The organism is Microbispora catharanthi, from assembly GCF_006334915.2.
GTDB classification, from domain to species: Bacteria; Actinomycetota; Actinomycetes; order Streptosporangiales; family Streptosporangiaceae; genus Microbispora; species Microbispora catharanthi.
Map to the genome: position 1 here is coordinate 1 of NZ_VDMA02000044.1, position 20,571 is coordinate 20,571.

A 20,571-nucleotide genomic window follows, 5' to 3' on the forward strand; every position below is an offset into this window, starting at 1 on the left:
TACTCATGATGTGGGCCGCCGAACTGCCCCTGACCACCAACCCCTTCATGGACGAGCACATCGTCTACGCCATCGTCCTGGCCGGCCTCACCCTCACCGGCGCCGGCACCACCCTCGGACTCGGCACCCAATGGGCCGCCACTCCCCTGGTCCGCCGCTTCCCGATCCTCAAGTGAGGCCTCCGGCTCCCGGTGCCCGCCCCCGATCTCCCGGGGGCGGGCACCGGCATGTCCGTGACACCCCCGGCACCGCTCGCAAGGTGCGCATGTCGCACTGAGACGGGCATCACCTGAGAGACCTAGACATTTGGGTGATTCGCTCTCTTGAACTCTTCGTGTTTAGGGCGATAGGGTTAGCACCATGATCGCGCCCAGGACTCCGACGCCTGCCGAGGAGCTGCGGGGGGCCGGCCTGCGGGTGACGGCCGCCCGCGTCGCACTGCTCGAGACCGTCCGCAGCGGTGACCACCTCGACGTCGAGGCGATCGCCTCCGGGGTGCGCGATCGCGTGGGCCACGTCTCCCTGCAAGCCGTGTACGAGGCTCTCCACGCGCTCACCGCGGCGGGACTCGTGCGCCGCATCGAACCGGCCGGCAGCCCGGCGCGATTCGAGGGCCGCGTCGGCGACAACCACCACCACGTCGTGTGCCGGTCGTGTGGTGTCGTCGCCGACGTCGACTGTGCGGTCGGCGAGGCGCCGTGCCTTTCCGCGTCCGACACGCACGGCTTCACGATCGACGAGGCCGACGTCATCTACTGGGGCCTGTGCCCCGGCTGTTCCACCGTTCGCACTTCCTGAGCCCCATGATCCAGCTAGTCCAGAAGGATTGCCTTGACTGAGAACCACGACGCAATCGTTGTAGACCCGAAGACGGAGGGCGAAGGCGGCTGCCCGGTCGCGCACACGCGCGCCCCGCACCCGACCCAGGGCAGCGCCAACCACCAGTGGTGGCCGGAGCGCCTCAACCTGAAGATCCTCGCCAAGAACCCCGCCGTGGCCAACCCCCTCGGTCAGGACTTCGACTACGCCGAGGCGTTCACGTCCCTCGACCTCGCGGCGGTCAAGCGAGACATCGCGGAGGTGCTGACGACCTCGCAGGACTGGTGGCCGGCCGACTTCGGCCACTACGGGCCGCTCATGGTCCGGATGGCGTGGCACGCCGCGGGCACCTACCGGATCAGCGACGGCCGCGGCGGCGCCGGCTCGGGCCAGCAGCGCTTCGCCCCGCTCAACAGCTGGCCGGACAACGCGAACCTCGACAAGGCCCGCCGGCTGCTGTGGCCGGTCAAGAAGAAGTACGGCAAGAAGATCTCGTGGGCCGACCTCCTGGTCCTCACCGGCAACGTCGCCCTGGAGTCGATGGGCTTCAAGACCTTCGGCTTCGCCGGCGGCCGGGTGGACGCCTGGGAGCCCGACGACGACGTCTACTGGGGTCCGGAGACCACCTGGCTCGGTGACGAGCGCTACAGCGGCGACCGTGAGCTGGAGAACCCGCTCGCCGCGGTCCAGATGGGCCTCATCTACGTCAACCCGGAGGGCCCGAACGGCAACCCGGACCCGCTCGCCGCGGCCCGCGACATCCGTGAGACGTTCCGCCGCATGGCGATGAACGACGAGGAGACCGTCGCCCTCATCGCCGGTGGTCACACCTTCGGCAAGACCCACGGAGCCGGCCCGGCCGACAACGTCGGCCCCGACCCCGAGGCCTCTCCGATTGAGCAGCAGGGCCTGGGCTGGAAGAACAGCTACGGCACCGGCAAGGGCGGCGACACGATCACCAGCGGTCTCGAGGTCACCTGGACCTCGACGCCGACCAGGTGGTCCACCAACTTCTTCTGGAACCTGTTCGGCTACGAGTGGGAGCTGACCAAGAGCCCGGCCGGCGCGTGGCAGTGGAAGCCGAAGAACGGCGCCGGTGAGGGCTCCGTTCCCGACGCCCACGACCCGTCGAAGCGTCACGCACCGGCCATGCTGACGACCGACATCGCGCTCAAGGTGGACCCGATCTACGGCCAGATCTCGCGGCGCTTCTACGAGAACCCCGACCAGTTCGCGGACGCCTTCGCCCGCGCGTGGTACAAGCTGACCCACCGCGACATGGGCCCGGTCGCGCGCTACCTCGGCCCGGAGGTCCCGTCCGAGGTGCTGCTGTGGCAGGACCCGCTCCCGGAGCGGACGTACGAGCTCGTCGACGCCGACGACATCGCCGCCCTCAAGGACCAGATCCTCGCCTCGGGCCTGTCGGTCTCCGAGCTCGTGTCCACGGCGTGGGCGTCGGCCGCGTCCTTCCGCGGCAGCGACAAGCGCGGCGGCGCCAACGGCGCGCGCATCCGCCTGCAGCCGCAGAGCGGCTGGGAGGTCAACGACCCCGACCGGCTCGCGACCGTGCTGCGCACCCTGGAGGGCGTCCAGCAGTCTTTCAACGCCGCCCAGACCGGTGGCAAGCAGGTCTCCCTCGCCGACGTGATCGTGCTCGCCGGGTGCGCCGCCGTCGAGAAGTCCGCCAAGGACGCCGGTTTCGACGTCGAGGTCCCCTTCACGCCGGGCCGCGTGGACGCGTCGCAGGAGCAGACGGACGTCGAGTCGTTCGCCGCGCTCGAGCCGACCGCCGACGGGTTCCGCAACTACTACGGGAAGGGCAACCGCCTGCCGGCCGAATACCTGCTGGTCGACCGGGCGAACCTGCTGAACCTCAGCGCCCCGGAGATGACCGTCCTCGTCGGCGGCCTGCGCGTCCTGGGCGCCAACCACCAGCAGACGAAGCTCGGCGTCTTCACCGAGACCCCCGGGGTCCTGACCAACGACTTCTTCGTCAACCTGCTCGACCTGGGCACGGAGTGGAAGTCGACGTCGGAGGACCAGACCGCGTTCGAGGGCCGCGACGCCGCCACGGGCGAGGTCAAGTGGACCGGCAGCCGGGCCGACCTCGTCTTCGGGGCGAACTCCGAGCTGCGCGCGGTCGCGGAGGTCTACGCGAGCGACGACGCCAAGGAGAAGTTCGTGAAGGACTTCGTCCGGGCGTGGGACAAGGTGATGAACCTCGACCGGTTCGACCTGGTCTGAGCGTGACATGACGTCCGGGCCGGCCCACACGGGGGCGGCCCGGACGTTCGCCGTTTCAGACGGGCAGGCAGGGGTTCAGGCGGGCAGGGAGGCGAGCCAGCCGGTGAGGATCTCGTTGACCTCGTCTCGGCGTTCCTGCTGGATCCAGTGGCCGCAGCCGTCGAGTACGCGCGAGGAGACCAGGCCCGGCAGGGTGACCGGGTAGGCCGCGACGGCGTCGGCCATCCAGGTGGTGGAGGCGTCCAGCGCGCCGCCGACGAACAGCGACGGCTGCGGGATGGGAGCACCGTCGAAACCGGCGAGGTCCTCCCAGTCCCGGTCCATGTTGCGGTAGCGGTTCAGCGCCCCGGTCAGGCCGGTCCGTTCGAACTCCGCCGCGTAGACGTCGAGATCGTCCGTAGTGAGCCAGGCGGGCAGCCGGTCGGCGGGGAAGCGGGCGCGCAACCTGCCGCCCCGGGACACGAAGTGCGGGTCCGGGGCGCCGTCGGGCGGCATGGTGTCGGCGGACAGGGCGGCGTAGAAGCCGGCGAGCCAGCCGCGGACGTCCGGCTCGATCTCGGCCTCGGCCCGGCCGGGCTCCTGGAAGTAGCGCACATAGAACTCCTCCTCTCCGCCCATCCGCGCGAACACCTCGCTGGGCCGCGGGCCGCCGCGCGGGGCGTACGGCACGCTCAGCAACCCGACCGCGCGGAAGACCTCGGGCCTCACGAGGGCGGAGTTCGCGGCGATGGTCGCGCCCCAGTCGTGGCCCACGATCACCGCCGTCCGCTCGCCCAGGGCGTGCACGACGGCGACGTTGTCCTCGACCAGCTCCAGCATCCGGTACGCGGCCACGTCCCCGGGCTTGGAGGAGCGGCCATAGCCCCGGACGTCCAGGGCGACGGCCCGGTAACCGGCCGCGGCCAGCACCGGCAGCTGGTGCCGCCAGGAATACCAGGACTCCGGGAACCCGTGCACCAGCAGCACCAGCGGCCCGGAGCCCTGCTCCACCACGTGGATGCGACCGGCGGGAGACGAGACCAGACGATGTGTGACCGCCGCGGCGGGAGCGGGCTGCGCCATCGATTCCTCCAAAACTCCTGGTGGTTCCTGCGTGGATCATCCACCGGGCCGTACCGCCGCCGTGAATCGTGTTGCCGGTCCGGCAAACCGCTCCGGGTTCCGAGACGCGTCGCCGCCCTCGCCGTCCGGGGCTCAGACCGCCATCGGGTAGGTCTCCGGGACCTCTCCGCGCTCCCAGCGGGCCGTACGCTCCAGGGGCTCCAGCGCGCCGGTCTCGTCGATGTGGATCACCGCGTCGAACTGGTCGGGCAGGCGGGTGTGGAAGTAGTGGCTCTGCCGTTCTGTGCCCGGACGGTAGACGACGCCGATGGCCCGTTCGAGCAGCGCCCTGCGCAGCAGGTCCGCCGCGCCGGCCGAATGCGTGAAGTCGACCAGGAACTCCTTGTGCCCGACCTCGTGGAACAGCTCCTCGACCGAGTCGGGCAGCGCCGGTCGCACGTTCTTCCGCTCGGCCGGGCGGCCCCAGTCGTCGGCCGCCGTGACGGTGCCGGTGTAGGTGGTGAAGCCGATGAGCCGGCAGTCCTCCGGGTTGTGCTCGCGCACCAGCCGGCCGAGGTTGAGCTCGCCGCGCGCGCCCATCTCCGTCGCCCGCGCGTCGCCGAGGTGGGAGTTGTGCGCCCACACCACGATCCTCGCCGGCTCGCCGCGCTGCCAGCCGAGGTGCTCGGCCAGTGCGAACAGAGTGTCGGCCATGTGCCGATCGCGCAGGTTCCACGACGACACCCTGCCGCCGAACATCGTGCGGTAGTACCGCTCCGCGGCGGCCACCACCGCGGCGTTCCGCTCGGCGTGGAAGAACTCGTCCTCGCCGAGCAGCCCCTGTGCCCGCTGGTAGCGCAGCGCGTTGCGCTGGAGGTCGACGAGCTGGTCGATCACCCGCCGCTCGCACGACTCCCCCGCACCGAAGGCGGCCGCGAAGCCGTACGCCTGCCCGTCGTCGCCGTCGCTGTGGTCGAAGCAGGAGTAGCGGTCGCGGGCCCGTTCCGCCGCGCCCGGATCCACCTTCTCCAGGTAGGCGACGACCTCGTCGGCTGACCGGTGCAGGCTGTAGAGGTCGAGCCCGTAGAACCCGGCCCGCGCCCGCTCGTCGAGCCGATCGTTGTGCTCGCGCAGCCACCCGGCGAACTCCAGCACGTCCGCGTTCCGCCACATCCATGCCGGAAAGCGCTGGAAGCCGCCGAGCGCCTCCTCGGCGGTCGCGTCACCGCCGCGCCCCCGGACGTACCGGTTCACCCGGTACGCGTCGGGCCAGTCGGCCTCCACCGCCACGGCGACGAAGCCCTTCTCCTCAATCAGCCGCCGCGTCATCCGGGCACGCGCGGCGTAGAACTCGTGGGTGCCGTGCGACGCCTCGCCGATCAGCACGAACCGCGCGTCGCCCACGATGCCGAACAGCACCTCGTCCGAGGGGACGCCGTCCTGTGCGGGCACGACCTCAGAGCGCAGGATCGCGAGGTCGGTCCGGGCGGGCGGGGCCCCGGCCCGTGCCGAGGCCGCCGCGCGGAGGAGCCTGCGCACCTCCTCGTCGGCGGTCTGGGTGAAGTTCCAGTAGGACTCCCCCACGGAGAAGAACGGCGTGGGCGTGGTCGCGCAGACGGCCTCGTCCACCAGGGAGGACAGCTCCTGGCAGGTGGACTCCGGCGCGGCGGGCACGGCGACCACGATCCTGGCCGGCTTCCGCTGCCGGACCGCGCGGACGGCGGCGCGCATGCTCGCCCCGGTCGCCAGCCCGTCGTCGACCATGATGACGATCTTGCCGCGCAGGTCCGTGGCGGGCGTGTCGCCCCGGTAGCTCCGCTCCCGCCTCGCCAGCTCGCGGGCCTCCCGCTCGGCGACCTGCCGGATCGTGTCGGACTGGAGACCGAGCCCGCGCACGACGTCCTCGTCGAGCACGATCACCCCGCCGCCGGCGATCGCCCCCATGGCGAGCTCCTCACGGCCGGGCGTGCCGAGCTTGCGCACCAGGAGCACGTCGAGCGGGTGACCCAGGCCGGTCGCCACCTCGTACGCCACCGGCACGCCGCCGCGCGGCAGACCGAGGACGACGACGTCGGGCAGCCCACGGTAGTGGTTGAGGAGTCCCGCGAGCACCCGGCCCGCGTCCCGGCGATCCGAAAACAGGCGATCAGTCATGAGCCTCGCCTCCCGGTCGCGCAGCCGCATACCCCCGTCCCGGCAGCGCAAACACGGCCTCTCCGCCCTGCAGCCGGGGGATACGGCGCCCGGGATCGTGCTCGGCCTCCCAGAGCCGCAGATGCGAGTCACTGGATAGTTCCAGTAGCTGGAATAATCCATGCGGTGTAGATTCGGATCGTGCAGGAGTCGCGTCGCGAACGCAAGAAGCGGCTGACCAGGCAGCGGATCGTCGCCGCGGCCATGAAGCTGTTCAACGAGCAGGGATACGAGCAGACCACGGTCGCGCAGATCGCCGTGGCGGCGGACGTCGATCCCAAGACGTTCTTCAACTACTTCCGCAGCAAGGACGAGGTGGTGCTCGCCGACACCGAGCACATCTTCGACCTGATGCTCGGGACACTCGCGGAACGACGGCCGCAGGAGGGGCCCGGCGAGTTGCTCGCGAGGATGGTCCAGGAGTACGCCACCCGCCGCCGACCCGCCGTGCCGCGCAAGGAGCCCGAGGAGTTGTCGGCGGCGACCCGGCTGGTGCTGACGACACCGGCGCTCCAGGCCAAGGGCCTGTACCTGTTGATGGATCTGCAGCGGCGGATCGCCGGCGAGCTGATGAAGGCGTTCCCCGGCCGGTTGGATCCGATCACCGCGGCGGCCATGACCGGATCGCTGATCGGCGCCATCCAGCAGGCGAGCCTGGCGAGCGTCGAGCTCGGCCGATCCCAGGACGAACTATGGGAGGCCGCGCGGCACGGCCTCGGCATCGCCCTGCACGGCCTGCTCTCGGTGCCGGACACCGGCGCTCCGTGACGCGCTTCCGGCAAGTCATTCGGGCAAATCATCCGGACGAGTCGTCCACCAGGGCGGAAGTGGCGTCCGCCGATCCGCGCCGGGTCCCCCCACAAGAAAGGAACGGCCCACCATGACCGAAAGCGTGCGGCGACTCGCGCGCGACGCACGACGCGTCCTGCGGCAGGGTCCCGCGGCGATCAGGCAGCGGCAACACGCCCGCCTGGCCGAGATCGTCGCCTTTGCTCGCGCCCGCTCGCCGTACTTCCGCGAGTTGTACCGGGCGCTGCCGGAGGATGTCGCCGACCCGGCGCTCCTTCCGGTCACCGACAAGAAGACCCTCATGGCCCGCTTCGACGAGTGGGTCACCGACCGGGACGTGACGCTCGAGAAGGCCCAGGCGTTCGTGGCCGACCCGGCTCTCGTGGGTGAGCGGTTCCAGGGGCGCTACCTCGTGACCACCACCTCCGGCACCAGCGGCCTGCGGGGCATCTTCCTGCAGGACGAGCGGAGCGTCGCCGTGGGCAACGCCGTCGGACGCCGGGCCAGCGCCGGGCTGGGGGCCGGAGACGTCCTGCGCCTCCTGCGCGGCGCCGGCCGTACGGCCATCGTCTCCGCACCCGGCGGCCACTTCGCCACCGTCGCGTCGGCTGCGCGGTTCCGCCGCGACCACCCGCGGCTCGGCTGGATGCTGCGAGAGTTCTCGATACACCAGCCGCTCGCGGACCTGGCCGCCGAGCTCGACCGTTACAAGCCCAGCTCGCTCACCGGCTTCTCCGGCATGCTCGGGCTGCTGGCCGGGGAGCAGGAGGCCGGCCGCTTGCGCATTCACCCGGGGATGGTCATCGCGGGCGGCGAGGCGCTGACCGCGGACAACCGCGCCCGGATCGCCCGCGCCTTCCACGCCCGGGTCCGCTCCGCCTACGCCGCCACCGAGTGCGGCTTCCTCGCGTACGGCTGCGCGGACGACTGGCTCCACGTCAACAGCGACTGGGCCGTGCTGGAGCCGGTCGACGCCGACTACCGGCCCGTCCCGCCAGGTCAGCCGTCGCACACGGTTCTGCTGACCAACCTCGCCAACCAGGTCCAGCCGATCCTGCGCTACGACCTGGGCGACAACGTCCTGCTGCGCCCCGGCCCCTGCCCGTGCGGCAGCCCGCTGCCCGCCGTCCGGGTGCAGGGCCGCGCGGCCGAAATGCTCGTCATCCCCACCGGCCGCGGCGGGCACGCCGGCCTCTCCCCGATGCTCTTCGGCACTCTGCTGGACCGTCTCCCCGGCATCGAGCAGTTCCAGCTCGTCCAGACCGCGTCCACCACCCTGCGCGTACGCCTGAAGCCCGCGCACGGCGCCGACCCCGAGCAGGTGTGGCAGGCGGTACGCGACGAGATCGGCCGGCTGCTGGCCGCGCACAACGCCGGCCACGTCACGCTCGAACGCGCAGAGGAGCCACCCGAGCGGTCGCCCGGCGGCAAGTTTCGCAGGGTCGTTCCCCTGCAAGACCCTTGAACGGGACGGCACGGCCCGCATGCGCGACGAACCGGTGCCTGGCGGCCTCGCCTGTGCCGTTCCACAGCAGGTCGCTGCATCGCCGGACGAGGAGCAGCGGGCCCCGTGCCGCCGAGTGTCGTGTCGCTGAGTGTCGGGCCACGGTGTGTCGGGCCGCGAATCGCGGGTACGGCCCTATGACCGCTTCGTCGCCGTCTATCACTGATCATCACGTACGTCCCGAGCGGGGAGCGAGGCGAGCCGACATGACCGGAGAACACCAGCCCGCATCCGAGCGGCTCTCCCGGGCGCTGTCCGGCGCGATGGAACGGATGGGTCCCGCCCTCGAACGCGTACGGCTCGCCGCGCCGTCCGCCGTCCGGCGTTTCGGCCCCCCGGCGGCGGTGGCGGGAGCGGTCGCCGCCACCGGAGCCGGCGTGTACGCGGCGGCGCGGGCATGCGGGCGGCGCCCCGAGGCCGCACCCGACGAAGGCCTGGACCTGCACGCCGCCGTCACGGTGAGACGCCCCCGTGACCAGGTGTACCGGTTCTGGCACCGGTTCGAGCGGCTGCCGACCTTCATGACGCACGTGGAATCGGTGACGACGGGCGACGGCGTCACCCACTGGACGGCCAGGGGCCCCGCGGGGAGGGCGGTCGAGTGGGACGCGGAGATCGTCGAGGATCTCCGGGATGAAGTGATCTCCTGGCGCTCGACGGGCACCGCCCTGGTGCCGAACAGCGGAACCGTGCGGTTCTGCGAGGCGCCCGGCGGGCGCGGCACCGAGGTGCGGGTGCACCTGCGGTACGACCCGCCCGGAGGCAGGGCCGGCCTCGCCGTCGCCAGGCTGCTGGGCGAGCACCCCGAGCAGCAGGTGCGCGACGACCTGCGCCGGTTCAAGCAGGTCATGGAGATCGGCGAGGTCGTCCGGTCGGAAGGCACCCGGGCGCCGAGACTGCTGAGACGGCGTCCGGCCCGGCCGGTGCGGTGAGGAGTCGCCATGAAGGCCAACTGCTGGATGGGCCGCGGCAACGTCGAGGTCCGCGAGGTGCCCGACCCGCGGATCCTGAACGGCCACGACGCCGTCGTGCGGGTGACCTCGACCGCCATCTGCGGCTCCGACCTCCACCTGTACGACGGGTTCATCCCGACGATGAAGAAGGGCGACATCCTCGGCCACGAGTTCATGGGCGAGGTCGTGGAGGTGGGCCCCAGCGTGCGGAACCTCCACGTCGGCGACCGCGTGGTCGTCCCGTTCCCGATCGCCTGCGGCCGCTGCGCCGCCTGCGGGCTCGGCCTCTACTCCGTGTGCGAGAACTCCAATCCCAATGCCGGCCTGGCGGAGAAGTTCCTGGGCCACTCCCCCGCCGGCGCCTTCGGCCACTCCCACATGCTGGGCGGCTACCCCGGCGGCCAGGCGGAGTACGCCCGCGTGCCGTTCGCGGACGTCGGCCCTATCAAGATCGAGGACGGGCTGGCGGACGAGCAGGTGCTGTTCCTGTCCGACATCCTGCCCGCGGGATGGATGGGCGCCGAGATGTGCGACATCAAGCCCGGCGACGTCATCGCCGTGTGGGGAGCGGGGCCGGTCGGCCAGTTCGCGGTCGCCGGCGCCTACCTCATGGGCGCGGAGCAGGTCGTCTGCATCGACCGCTTCGCCTACCGCCTGCGGATCGCCGAGCGCGCGGGCGCGACCACGCTCGACTACGAGGAGGTCGACGTCAGGGACGCCCTGCTCGACCTGACCGCGGGCCGCGGCCCGGACGCGTGCATCGACGCCGTCGGCATGGAGGCCCACTACGCCAACCCCGCGCTGTACGCCTACGACCGCACCAAGCAGGCCACCCGCCTGGAGACCGACCGGCCGTACGCCCTGCGCGAGGCCGTCATGACCTGCAGGAACGGCGGGATCGTGGCGGTGATCGGGCTCTACGCCGGCTTCCTCGACAAGTTTCCGATGGGCGCGGTCATGAACCGGTCGCTGACGCTGAAGGCCGGCCAGTGCCACGTGCAGCGCTATCTGAAGCCGCTGCTCACGCGGATCCGCGAGGGCGACATCGACCCGAGCTTCGTGATCACTCACCGCCTGCCGCTCGACGAGGCCCCGCGCGGCTACCAGCTGTTCAGGGACAAGCAGGACGAGTGCAACAAGGTCGTCCTGACGCCGTGACCGGGTTCCGGAGGTTTCCCCCGCCCCCGGGCGGTGCCGGCATCCCGGCGGACTCTACGATCCTCCGGTGACCACCTTCACCCGCGGGTTCCGCGGCAGACGCAGGGGCGAGGACGACCGGCTCCCGCCCGGCCAGTACCTCACCGAGGACTTCCCCGTGCTGTCGGCCGGGCCCACGCCGCACGTGCCGCTCGACCGGTGGGAGTTCACGATCGACACCGAGGCCGGGCAGACGCACCGGTGGACGTGGCCGGAGCTGACGGCACTGCCGTACGAGGAGCCGGCCGTCGACATCCACTGCGTGACCAGCTGGTCCAAGCTCGGCACCACCTGGCGGGGCGTCTCCCTCGACGTGCTCTTCGAGGACGTCGAGTCGACGGCGGACTACGCGCTGGTCCACTCGTACGGCGGCTACACGACGAACCTGCCGCTCGACGACCTGCTGGACGGCAAGGCGTGGATCGCCTACCGCTACGAGGGCGAGGATCTGACGCCGAGCCACGGCGGACCGGCCAGGCTGCTGGTGCCGCATCTGTACTTCTGGAAGTCGGCGAAGTGGGTGCGCGGCATCCGGCTGCTGACCGAGGACTGGCCGGGTTTCTGGGAGACCGCGGGCTACCACAACTACGGCGACCCGTGGCGCGAGCAGCGCTACGCAGATGACTAGATGGCACGTCGCGCGCCTGGTCAAGGTGCGCGACGAGAACGCCACGGCCCGCACGCTGGTCTTCGACGTGCCCGGCTGGCCGGGCCACCTGGCCGGCCAGCACGTCGACGTCAAGCTCACCGCCGGCGACGGCTACTCCGCCCGCCGCAGCTACTCCCTCGCCGGGCCCGAGGGCGTGGAGCTGACCGTGCAGCGGGTGCCCGACGGCGAGGTCTCGCCCTACCTCACCCTGGACATGGAGCCCGGCGACGAGCTGGAGCTGCGCGGCCCGGTGGGCGGCTGGTTCGTCTGGCGCCCGGACGGCCCCGCACCGGTGCTGCTGGTCGCGGGAGGCGCGGGCATCGTGCCGCTGATGGCCATGATCAGGGCCCGCCGCGCCGCCGGCGCGGACACGCCGTTCCGGCTGGTCTACGCCGTGCGCTCGCCGGAGCGGCTCTGCTACGCCGACGAGCTGCTGCGGCCGGATCCGGGCGTGTCGGTCACGCTCGCCTACACGCGCCGGGTCCCCGAGGGGCACCCGAGGCCGCCCGGCCGCCTCACCGCCGCCGATCTCGGCCCCTACGGCGAGGCCGACTGCTACGTGTGCGGCCCCACCGGCTTCGTGGAGGCCTCGGCGGCGCTCCTGGTGGGGCTCGGCCACGACCCCGCCCGCATCAGAACAGAACGCTTCGGCCCCACGGGAGACTGACATGCAGGCCGACCACCTCGACGGGAACGCACTGGCCGGTCCGCTGGCCGAGATCTTCGCGGCCGACGTCTCGGTCGCCGTCAGCCGCTGCGCCGCCTGCGGCCTGACCGGTCCGGTGGCCTCCCTTCACGTCTACGACCGGGCCCCCGGCCTCGTGGCCCGCTGCCCGGGATGCGAGGAGGTCGTGCTGCGCCTGGTCCGGAGCCCGGACGCGGCCTGGCTCGACCTGCGCGGCGCCGTCACCCTGCGCATCCCGCTGGGCGGCGCGGGCCCGGGCGCGGTCGCCTCGGCGGGGGGAGAACCCGGCGCGGACCGATGACGACCAGGCCGGCGGCCGGGCGAGCCCGGCCGCCGGCTCACCCCTTGGCTCCTCAGGCGCGGGCCTGTGTGTCGTCGCCGATGACGAGGGCGGTGTGGGTGTCCACGTCCAGGGCGGAGCGGGCGACGACGGCCCCTTCGCCGACCAGAGCGATGTGCAGCCGCCCGCTGGTCCAGCCGTCCGGAAGCACGGCGCGGACCTCGGTGGGCGCGCCGAGCAGGAACGGCTTCGCCTCCGCGGCGGGGCCCGGCTCTCCCGGGCTCTCGGGGGCGGGACCGAAGACCGGGGTCCAGGCGGTGTGCAGGTGGCCGGTCACGGGCTCGGCGCCGTGGTGGGAGACCCGCACGCCGACGGCGACCTCGCGCGAGGTGCTGAGCAGGTCCCGGCCGGGCGCGACCGGGACGACGTCGAGCACGAGCGTCGTGGTGGCGTTGGCATGGGCCGGGTTCACGCCGGCCAGGTCCTTGGGGCGGCGTTCGAAGTCGAGCAGTCCGGCCGACTCGTGCTCGATGTCGTACAGCTCCGTGTAGACGTACCCGGCCAGCCGGTCGTGGCGGCGCAGCTCCTGGGTCTGCCAGCGCAGATGCCAGGCGCGTTCCACCGACGTGAAGCCGCCGCCGTACTCGCTGTTCAGGTTGGGAAGCCCGCGCAGGGGCTGGGACGGCGTGCCGGCCAGCTTCTTGCGTACGACGAAGTCGGGGCCGAGCCGCACGGGGAAGTCGTCCTGCTCACCGTCGAGCAGCGCGGCCACGGTCCTGCCCCAGGACGCGGCGGACTCGTCGTAGTAGTGCCAGTCGAGCAGGTCGGTCCTGACGTGGGTCCAGCCGGAGTTGTCCACGGCGGGCCGGGTCGCGTCGAGGCTCTTGAGCAGGTCGTACGCCCGCGCGGCCGCCTGCTGCTTGGCGGGGTCGCCCGGGATGTCCCAGTCGAGGCCCCACTCCTCGTTGTACAGGCCCCAGATGACGATCGCCGGGGAGTTGCCGTCACGCTCGACCATGGGAGCGATCTGCTCCTCGAAAGCGGCCACGGACTCGGGTGAGAAGCGCCCGGTGGCGGCGGGTTCGGCCCAGACCAGCATCCCGAGGGTGTCGGCGTGGTGGACGAAGCGGGGATCCTCCAGCTTGAGATGCTTGCGCACCAGGTTGTACCCCGCGGCGGCGGCCAGTTCGATGTCGCGGCGCAGCGCGGCGTCGTCGGGGGCCGTGATGCCGGTGCGCGGCCAGTAGCCCTGGTCGAGCACCCCGCGTACGAACAGCCGGCGGCCGTTGAGGTACAGATCCTCCCCCACCACGTCGATCGTGCGCAGCCCGGTGTATCCGGCGACCCGGTCGGTGCCGCCGGGCGAGACGAGCTCGGCGTCCACGTGGTAGAGGTGCGGGTCGTCCGGCGACCACAGCCGCGGCTCCTCGATCGGCAACTCCACCCGCACCGGCCCGTGGCCGACCGGCACCTCGACCGACGTGTCGCACCCGCGCACGGACAGTCGCAGCCTGGTCTCCGCCACCGGGTCCTCGACGCGTGCCTCGGCCACGATGCCGGTCAGGCCCTCGGCGGGGCGCAGCTTCAGCGCGGCGAGGTGAGTGACCGGCCGCGCCTCCATCCAGACGCTCTGCCAGATGCCCGACGAGGGGGTGAAGCACACGCCGTCGAAGTCGTCGCGGGGAACGCTGCGCTGCTTGCCGTGCGCGATGTCCCGCTTGTCGAGCGGCGCGGCGACCCGCACCACGATCTCCTGCTCGCCCTCGCGCAACGCCTCGGTGACGTCGGCCTCGAACGGCGTGTAACCGCCGCGGTGCGCGGCCACCTCGACGCCGTTGACCCACACGGTGGCCTCGTGGTGCACGGCGCCGAAGTGGAGCACGACCCGCTGCCCCGCCCAGGCCGCCGGCACGGTGACACGGCGGCGATACCAGGCCACGGGCAGCCAGTGGGCCTCGACGCCGGAGGCGGGGGTCTCCCAGGCGAAGGGCACGGTGATGGTCCGATTCCAGCCCTGCTCGGTGTCGGCCCGGAAGTCCCACTCGCCGTTGAGGCTTGACCAGGAGTGCGATCGGTCGAAGTGGGGCCGGGGGTATTCCGCGCGCGGGGTCATGGTGCTCCGTTTCATGAGAGATGTGCCTGGTCAGCCTTTGACGCTGCCGGCGAGAATGCCGTTGATGAAGTGGCGCTGGAGGAGGACGAAGATCACCAGGAGCGGCAGCATGGCGATGCTGCCCGCGGCGAGCAACTCGCCCCAGACGGTGGCGAAGTCCGCGCCGATCCGGTTGCCGGTGACGTTCTGCGCCAGGGTGGACAGCACCACCTGGAGCGTCTGGTGCGAGGTGTCGTTGACGGCGACGACCGGCCAGACGAAGTCGTTGTAGATGTTCATGGTGGTCAGCACGGCCAGCGCGGCCAGTCCGGGGCGGATCACCGGCAGCACGACCCTGGCGAAGACGCCGAACTCGCTCGCGCCGTCCACACGTCCGGCGTCGATCAGCTCGTCGGGGATGGCGGCGATGGTCTGGCGCATCCAGAAGATGCTGAACGCGTCGATGCTGCCCGGCAGGATCAGCGCCTGGTAGGTGTTGACCCAGCCGAGGGCGCTCATCTCCAGCAGCAGCGGGATGATCAGCACCAGGGTCGGCAGCATGAGGGTGAGCAGCACGATTCCGAACAGCAGGTTCTTGCCGGGGAAGGCGTACTTGGCGAAGGCGTATCCGGCCAGCGGGCAGAAGAACATCGTCATCGCGCCCTTGACGGCCAGCACCAGCGCGGTGTTCGCGAAGCCGGTGCCGATCGGCACGTCGGCGAACATCGCCCTGTAGTTGTCCAGCGTGACGGGCCCCGGTGAGAGGGGATCGGTGATGATGTCGGCGGCCGGCTTGAGCGAGGAGCTGACCGCCCACCAGATCGGGTAGAGGAACGCCGCGGCGAGCAGCGCCAGCAGGGCGTACTGCACCGGGCCCGGCCTGGTCTGGTTCATGACACCTCGTCTTTCGGGCGCAGCAGCCTGACCGCGCCGAGGGAGAGCCCGAAGACCAGCAGCACCAGCAGGAACGAGTTCGCGGCGCCGGTGCCCAGGTCGGAGGCGGTGATGTGGTCGTAGAGGTAGAGCCCGGCGGTGGTGGTCGAGCCGTACGGGCCGCCTTCGGTGACCACGAACGGCTCGGCGAACATCTGGAACACGGCGAGGGTCTGCACGACCACGAGGAAGGCCATGCTCCGGCGCACCAGAGGAACGGTCAGCGACCAGAACTGCCGCCGGCGAGACGCCCCGTCGATCGCGGCGGCCTCGTACACGGCGGCCGGCACCGCCTGCAGCCCGGCCAGCAGGATGATGATCGCGAATCCGGTCGTCTTCCACAGGAACAGCAGCGCGAGCGTCGGCTTGGACCACGCGGTCGAGGTCAGCCACCCCACGTCGGGCAGGCCGACGAGGTTGAGCAGGTGATTGACCAGGCCGTAGTCCTCGTCGAACACGACGATCCAGACCTGTGCCATGGCCACCAGCGGCGTCACGAACGGCGCGAGGAAGGCGACTCTGAACAGCCCGCGCAACCGCAGCTTCGCGTTGGCCAGCAGCACCGCGCCGGCGAGCCCGGCCACGATCTGGATCGGCACGATGAGCAGCCACATCACCGCGCTGTTGCCGAGCGAGGCCCAGAACTCCGGGCTGGTCAGCAGGTAGGCGTAGTTGCCCAGGCCGACCCAGGTGGCCGCGCCGGCGCCGTGCCAGCGGGTGAAGCTGAGCTGCAGCGCGAAGACGAGCGGGTAGATCCCGAAGGCGGCGAAGACCAGGAAGAACGGGGCGACGAACAGGTACGGCGACAGCCGGGTGCCGCGACGCGACCTCGGCCGCGCGCCGGCGGCCCGCCCGGACCTCGCCATCGTGGTGAGAGCCGACATCAGGAGCGGTCGATCAGGTTGCGCTGGATCTTCTCGGCCGACTCGCCGATCACGTCGTCGGGCGACATCGTGCCGTCCATGAGGCGCTGCATGTTGTTGCCCAGGTAGTCCACCGACTTGGCCCACCATGCCGGGATCGGTGCCGCGGCCGGGATGGTGGCGGCGGCCTCGACGGCGACCTTCCACAGGTCCTGACCGCCGAGGGCGTCGATCGGCTGGAACAGCGGCTTGGCGGGATCGAGCGCGGGGGTGAAACTCGGGACCGACGTCGACAGACCCCCGGGGTACACGCTGCTCGGGCCGTACAGCGCGGTGTATCCGGGCTCCTTGAAGCACAGGAACTCGTACAGCAGCCAGGCCAGCTCCGGGTTCTTGGCCTGGGCCGGAATGACGAAGCTGCTGCCGCCCATGGCGCCGCTGCGCGCGCCGCCCGGCGTCCAGGCCGGGAGCGGAGCCGCCCGCCACTTGCCCTTGGTGGCCTTGAGAAGCTGCTGCGGCGCGAAGGACCACCAGATCGCCCACGGCACGAACACCTGCTGGCCGCCGTCGAGCGTGTTGACGTCGGCGGGCTCCAGGTAGGGCGCGCGGGTGGCGAGCCCGTCCTTGACCGCGTCCTGGATCCAGGTGAAGATCCGCCGGTACTCCGCCGAGTCCAGCCGCAGCCTGCCCTGCGCGTCGGTGAGGCTCGTGCCCTGCTGGTTGGCCAGCATCTCGAGCCACAACTGGCCGAGGAACGGGCTCTTGTCCAGGTGGATGGGCTTGGTCTTCGGGAACTTGTCCCGGACCGTCCTGGACGCGGTCAGCAGGTCGTCGTAGGTCGCCAGCCCGGCGGGATCGACCCCGGCCTCCTGGAGGATGTCCTCCCGATACCACAGCAGCCCCGGGTCGAGATCCCAGGGCACGCCGTAGATCTTGCCCGCCACGGTGTTCACCGACAGCTTGTACGGCGCGATCTGGTCCCGGTAGGGCGCGATCAGGTCGGAGAGGTCGTAGAGGTGCTCGGCCTGGCCGCCGATCTTGGCGTCGTCCCAGAAGCTGCCGTCGGGCACGTCCGTGCCGCTGATCAGCGTATTGGCCAGCTTGGCGTCGATGTCCACGGCCATGTGGTTGACCTTGACGCCCGGGTAGGCCTCGCGGAATCTGCCGATCGCCGCGTCGAACACCTTGAACAGGTCGCCGGACCGGTTCCATACGGTGATCTCGCCCTTGGCCGCCGTCGCGGAGGCGGAGGGCTTGGCCAGCCTGCTCGGGGCCGCCGCGCCGCCCGTGCCGGGAGCGCAGGCGGTCAGCGTGCCGCCCGCGGCGGCGAGGGCTCCGACTCCGAGGGCTCCCTTGAGAAACCCGCGGCGGTCCATGGGGGATGGGGTCATCTAAGTACTCCTCGCCGTCCGGGAAAAGACGTTGTGAGGGCTCTGCAACGATGCAGACATAGTGCATGCTTGTCTGCAACGATGCAAGCGCGGGTTTAGGATCTTCCCAACCCCAGCAGCCGGAGGTATAGGAGACGCATGGCCGGTCCAACCCTGCGTGACGTCGCCAAGCGGGCGAACGTGTCCATCCGCACAGTGTCCAACGTGGTCAACGGGTACGCACCGGTGTCGGACGAGTTGCGCGCACGCGTGCAGGCCGCGCTGGACGAGCTCGACTACCGCCCCAACCTCATCGCCCGCAACCTCAAGCAGGGCCGCAGCGGGATGATCGCCCTGGTCGTGCCCGAGCTGGACGTCCCCTACTTCGCTGAGCTCGCCCGCGAGGTGATCACCGCCGCCCGCGCCCGCGGCTACGTCGTGATGGTCGACCAGACCGACGGCGACGGCGAGCGCGAGCGCGAACTGCTGAGCCGGGACTCGCGGGCCACGATGTTCGACGGACTACTGCTGAGCCCGCTGAGCGTCTCGGCCGAGGAGTTGCGGGCCCGGGGCAACCGGGTCCCGATCGTGCTGCTGGGCGAGCACATCTTCAACGGCAGCTTCCACCACGTGGCCATCGACAACGTGGCCGCCGCCCGGGAGGCCACCGCGCACCTGCTGGGCCTCGGCCGGCGTCGCGTCGCCGCCATCGGCGACCAGCCGTACGCCACCGGCGAGACCGCGCAGCTTCGCACCAGCGGTTACCGACAGGCGCACGCGCGGGAGGGCCTGGAGGTGGACGAGCGGCTCGTCGTGCCGACTCCGCGCTTCCACCGCCGCCAGGGCGCCGCGGCCATGGAGCAGCTCCTCGCCCTGTCCGAGCCGCCCGACGCCGTGTTCTGCTACAACGACCTGCTCGCCCTCGGCGCGATGCGGGCGCTGACCCGTGCGGGGCTGCGCGTCCCCGACGACGTTGCCGTGGTCGGCATGGACGACATCGAGGAAGGTCAGTACAGCACCCCCAGCCTCACCACCATCGCCCCGGAAAAGAAGGAGATCGCCCGCATGGCGGTGGACGTCCTCATGGAGTCGATCAGCGGGGCGGCCCGCCCGCCCGCCGAAATCGTGGTGCCGCATCGCCTGATCGTCCGGGAGAGCACGACCGGCCAGGTGCCCGCGTCGCCCGCGATCCCGTCCTGAACGGCCGGCGCCGGCGAAGGGTCAGCGATACGTGTAGCAGTAGTTCGACTTGTTCTTGAACCGGTGGAAGGCCTTCGGGTCGGGATAGCGCCAGCGGCAGCCCGCGTCGCGCCGGCTCTGGGTGAGGTACATGGTGTCGCCCTTCCGCTTGACGCAGTACGCGCCGGGCGTGGGCGTCTCCCGGTACTCGACCCACTCCCAGCCGAGGCTCACGCAGTACTCGGTGAAGTGTCCGGGTCCCAGCTCCACGACCCGCTTGACCGGCGTGGGCGAGGGATTCGCCGGCTTCGCGGCCGGAGAATCGGCGGGGATCGGCACGGTCGTCTTCGAGTGGCGGACGGTCGGCCGCGCGGTGACCGTCCTCGTCGGGGCCGGCCGGGTGGTGTCCGGCCTGACCGTGGACCGGCTCACCCGCGGCCGGTGCGAGGAGGCGGGTGACGCGGATCGCGAGGCGGCGGTGGGCGAAGGGGCCCCGGACGGAGACGAGCCTCCGGCGGTGTCCGCAGAGGAGGCAGGGGCCGTGCCGACCGCCGCCGCCCGCTCCGTCGCCGAGGACCCGGCCGCCAGGAACGGCAGGTGCACGGACGGCAGCAGCGCGACGGCGGCGGCCGCCGTGGCCGCCACGGCCACTACTGCGGCGGCGACGGCGGCCCGGACCCGCCTGCGCCGCCCGCCGCCCGGCACCGTGACCGGCCCGGACGCCCCGGACGACGAGTGAGACGGGCCGGCCGGCCCGGGCGGGCCGGGCGGGGACGTCCCCGGGGCGGGCGACCCTGCCGAAGGGGATTCGGCCGGGCCATGCGGCACAGCCGACACAGCGGGCGCGGCGGGCGCGGCGGGCGCGGCGGACACAGGCGGCGCGGCCGGCACACCCGGCGGGGCGGGTACGGCCGGTGCGGCTTGCGCGTCGTGGCGCGGGCGGACGAGACGGTCGACGATCTCCCGCGCGGTCGGCCGCCGTCCGGGGTCCTTGGCGAGGCAGGCCGCGAGCAGGTCGCGCAGCGGTGCCTCGATCCCCTCCAGGTCGGGCTCCTGGTTGAGGATCCTGTTGATGATGGCGGGGATGGCGTCGGCGCCGAACGGCGGGCGGCCCGTGGCGGCGAACGTGATCGTGGACGCCCAGGCGAACACGTCGAGGGCGAAGCCGAGCTCCCCGGCCGCGAGCTGCTCGGGCGCCATGTAGGCGGGGGTCCCCACGACCTGGCTGGTCATCGTGCTCGTGGCGGCGAGGGCGCGGGCGATCCCGAAGTCGATGACGCGCGGCCCGTCCGGCCCGATCAGCACGTTCTGCGGCTTGAAGTCCCGGTGGAGGACCCCGGCGTCGTGCAGGGCGACCAGAGCGGTGGCCGTGCCGATGGCGAGCCGTTCGAGCGCGCCGCCCGACAACGGCCCCCGCGCGGCCACCACCTGGTTCAGCGGAGGCCCCTCGACGTACTCGCTCACGATGTACGGCCGGCCGCCGTCCATGCCGGACTCCAGCACCTGGGCCGTGCAGAACCGGGCGACCCTGCGGGCGAGCTCCGCCTCGCGGGTGAAGTCGGCGCGGGCCGCGGCGTCACGGCCGAGCCGCGCGTGGAAGAGCTTGACCGCGACGAGGTCGCCGGACTCGGCCTCGCCGAGGTAGACCACGCCCTGCCCACCCTCGCCGATCCTGCCGGTGATGCGGTAGGAGCCCAGGCGTGCGGGATCGCTCGGCTCCAGCGGCTGCGGCATGACTCTCCGGTGGGTCGGGGGCACGTTCGGGAACTCCAGTATCCCG

The 20,571-nt window shown here is 71.7% G+C and carries 17 protein-coding genes; 10 read left to right on the forward strand and 7 right to left on the reverse strand.

Going from position 1 to position 20,571, the window contains the following annotated elements; genetic code table 11:
* Window positions 1-360: 360 nt before the first annotated feature.
* The gene (locus tag FH610_RS41570; protein WP_139580746.1) at window positions 361-798 is read left to right on the forward strand and encodes a Fur family transcriptional regulator; all 438 of its coding nucleotides are present in this window, start codon (window positions 361-363) and stop codon (window positions 796-798) included.
* Between the two features lie 33 nt (window positions 799-831).
* Window positions 832-3,063: a catalase/peroxidase HPI gene (gene katG / locus FH610_RS41575; RefSeq protein ID WP_139580747.1), complete on the forward strand. Its 2,232-nt coding sequence runs from the start codon at window positions 832-834 to the stop codon at window positions 3,061-3,063.
* 75 nt (window positions 3,064-3,138) lie between these two features.
* On the opposite strand, the gene FH610_RS41580 is transcribed toward katG, so the two are convergent.
* Complete coding sequence (locus FH610_RS41580; protein WP_139580748.1) at window positions 3,139-4,125, reverse strand: alpha/beta fold hydrolase; 987 nt, start codon at window positions 4,123-4,125, stop codon at window positions 3,139-3,141.
* Between the two features lie 132 nt (window positions 4,126-4,257).
* A complete protein-coding gene (locus tag FH610_RS41585; RefSeq protein WP_139580749.1) occupies window positions 4,258-6,258 on the reverse strand; it encodes an erythromycin esterase family protein in 2,001 nt (666 codons plus the stop codon).
* Between the two features lie 180 nt (window positions 6,259-6,438).
* On the opposite strand from FH610_RS41585, the gene FH610_RS41590 reads away from it, so the two are divergent.
* From FH610_RS41590 to FH610_RS41620, 7 genes are all read left to right on the forward strand, one after another.
* Window positions 6,439-7,065: a TetR/AcrR family transcriptional regulator gene (locus FH610_RS41590; protein ID WP_139580750.1), complete on the forward strand. Its 627-nt coding sequence runs from the start codon at window positions 6,439-6,441 to the stop codon at window positions 7,063-7,065.
* 112 nt (window positions 7,066-7,177) lie between these two features.
* Window positions 7,178-8,551 carry a phenylacetate--CoA ligase family protein gene (locus FH610_RS41595; RefSeq protein WP_139580751.1) on the forward strand — a complete coding sequence of 458 codons (1,374 nt, stop codon included), beginning with the start codon at window positions 7,178-7,180 and terminating at the stop codon, window positions 8,549-8,551.
* A gap of 245 nt (window positions 8,552-8,796) precedes the next feature.
* Entirely contained in the window at window positions 8,797-9,522 is a 726-nt protein-coding gene (locus tag FH610_RS41600; protein WP_205826434.1) for an SRPBCC family protein, read from the forward strand.
* Window positions 9,523-9,531: 9 nt separating this feature from the next.
* Window positions 9,532-10,701, forward strand: a complete 1,170-nt coding sequence (locus FH610_RS41605; protein ID WP_139580753.1) for a zinc-dependent alcohol dehydrogenase — start codon at window positions 9,532-9,534, stop codon at window positions 10,699-10,701.
* A gap of 67 nt (window positions 10,702-10,768) precedes the next feature.
* Window positions 10,769-11,368 carry a sulfite oxidase-like oxidoreductase gene (locus FH610_RS41610; protein ID WP_139580754.1) on the forward strand — a complete coding sequence of 200 codons (600 nt, stop codon included), beginning with the start codon at window positions 10,769-10,771 and terminating at the stop codon, window positions 11,366-11,368.
* Window positions 11,361-12,056 (forward strand): ferredoxin reductase, encoded by a 696-nt coding sequence (locus FH610_RS41615; RefSeq protein WP_139580755.1) that lies wholly within the window; start codon window positions 11,361-11,363, stop codon window positions 12,054-12,056. Before FH610_RS41610 ends, FH610_RS41615 begins: the two co-directional genes overlap by 8 nt.
* 1 nt (window position 12,057) lies before the next feature.
* Complete coding sequence (locus FH610_RS41620; protein ID WP_139580756.1) at window positions 12,058-12,375, forward strand: DUF6510 family protein; 318 nt, start codon at window positions 12,058-12,060, stop codon at window positions 12,373-12,375.
* A 52-nt stretch (window positions 12,376-12,427) separates the two neighbouring features.
* Here the strand turns inward: FH610_RS41620 and FH610_RS41625 are convergent, their stop codons facing one another.
* The 4 genes from FH610_RS41625 to FH610_RS41640 are packed head-to-tail and all read right to left on the reverse strand — an operon-like array spanning window position 12,428 to window position 17,633.
* Window positions 12,428-14,467, reverse strand: a complete 2,040-nt coding sequence (locus FH610_RS41625) for a glycoside hydrolase family 2 protein (protein WP_139580757.1) — start codon at window positions 14,465-14,467, stop codon at window positions 12,428-12,430.
* A gap of 30 nt (window positions 14,468-14,497) precedes the next feature.
* Window positions 14,498-15,340, reverse strand: a complete 843-nt coding sequence (locus tag FH610_RS41630; protein WP_139580758.1) for a carbohydrate ABC transporter permease — start codon at window positions 15,338-15,340, stop codon at window positions 14,498-14,500.
* Window positions 15,337-16,263, reverse strand: coding sequence for a carbohydrate ABC transporter permease (locus FH610_RS41635; RefSeq protein WP_139580759.1), 927 nt, complete (start codon window positions 16,261-16,263; stop codon window positions 15,337-15,339). The genes FH610_RS41630 and FH610_RS41635 overlap by 4 nt, the downstream gene beginning before the upstream one ends.
* Window positions 16,263-17,633, reverse strand: coding sequence for an ABC transporter substrate-binding protein (locus FH610_RS41640; RefSeq protein WP_139580760.1), 1,371 nt, complete (start codon window positions 17,631-17,633; stop codon window positions 16,263-16,265). The genes FH610_RS41635 and FH610_RS41640 overlap by 1 nt, the downstream gene beginning before the upstream one ends.
* A gap of 138 nt (window positions 17,634-17,771) precedes the next feature.
* Between FH610_RS41640 and FH610_RS41645 the strand changes: the two genes are divergently transcribed.
* Window positions 17,772-18,812 carry a LacI family DNA-binding transcriptional regulator gene (locus FH610_RS41645; protein ID WP_139580761.1) on the forward strand — a complete coding sequence of 347 codons (1,041 nt, stop codon included), beginning with the start codon at window positions 17,772-17,774 and terminating at the stop codon, window positions 18,810-18,812.
* Window positions 18,813-18,833: 21 nt separating this feature from the next.
* On the opposite strand, the gene FH610_RS44080 is transcribed toward FH610_RS41645, so the two are convergent.
* Window positions 18,834-20,525 (reverse strand): serine/threonine protein kinase, encoded by a 1,692-nt coding sequence (locus tag FH610_RS44080; RefSeq protein ID WP_205826436.1) that lies wholly within the window; start codon window positions 20,523-20,525, stop codon window positions 18,834-18,836.
* Between the last annotated feature and the right edge of the window lie 46 nt (window positions 20,526-20,571).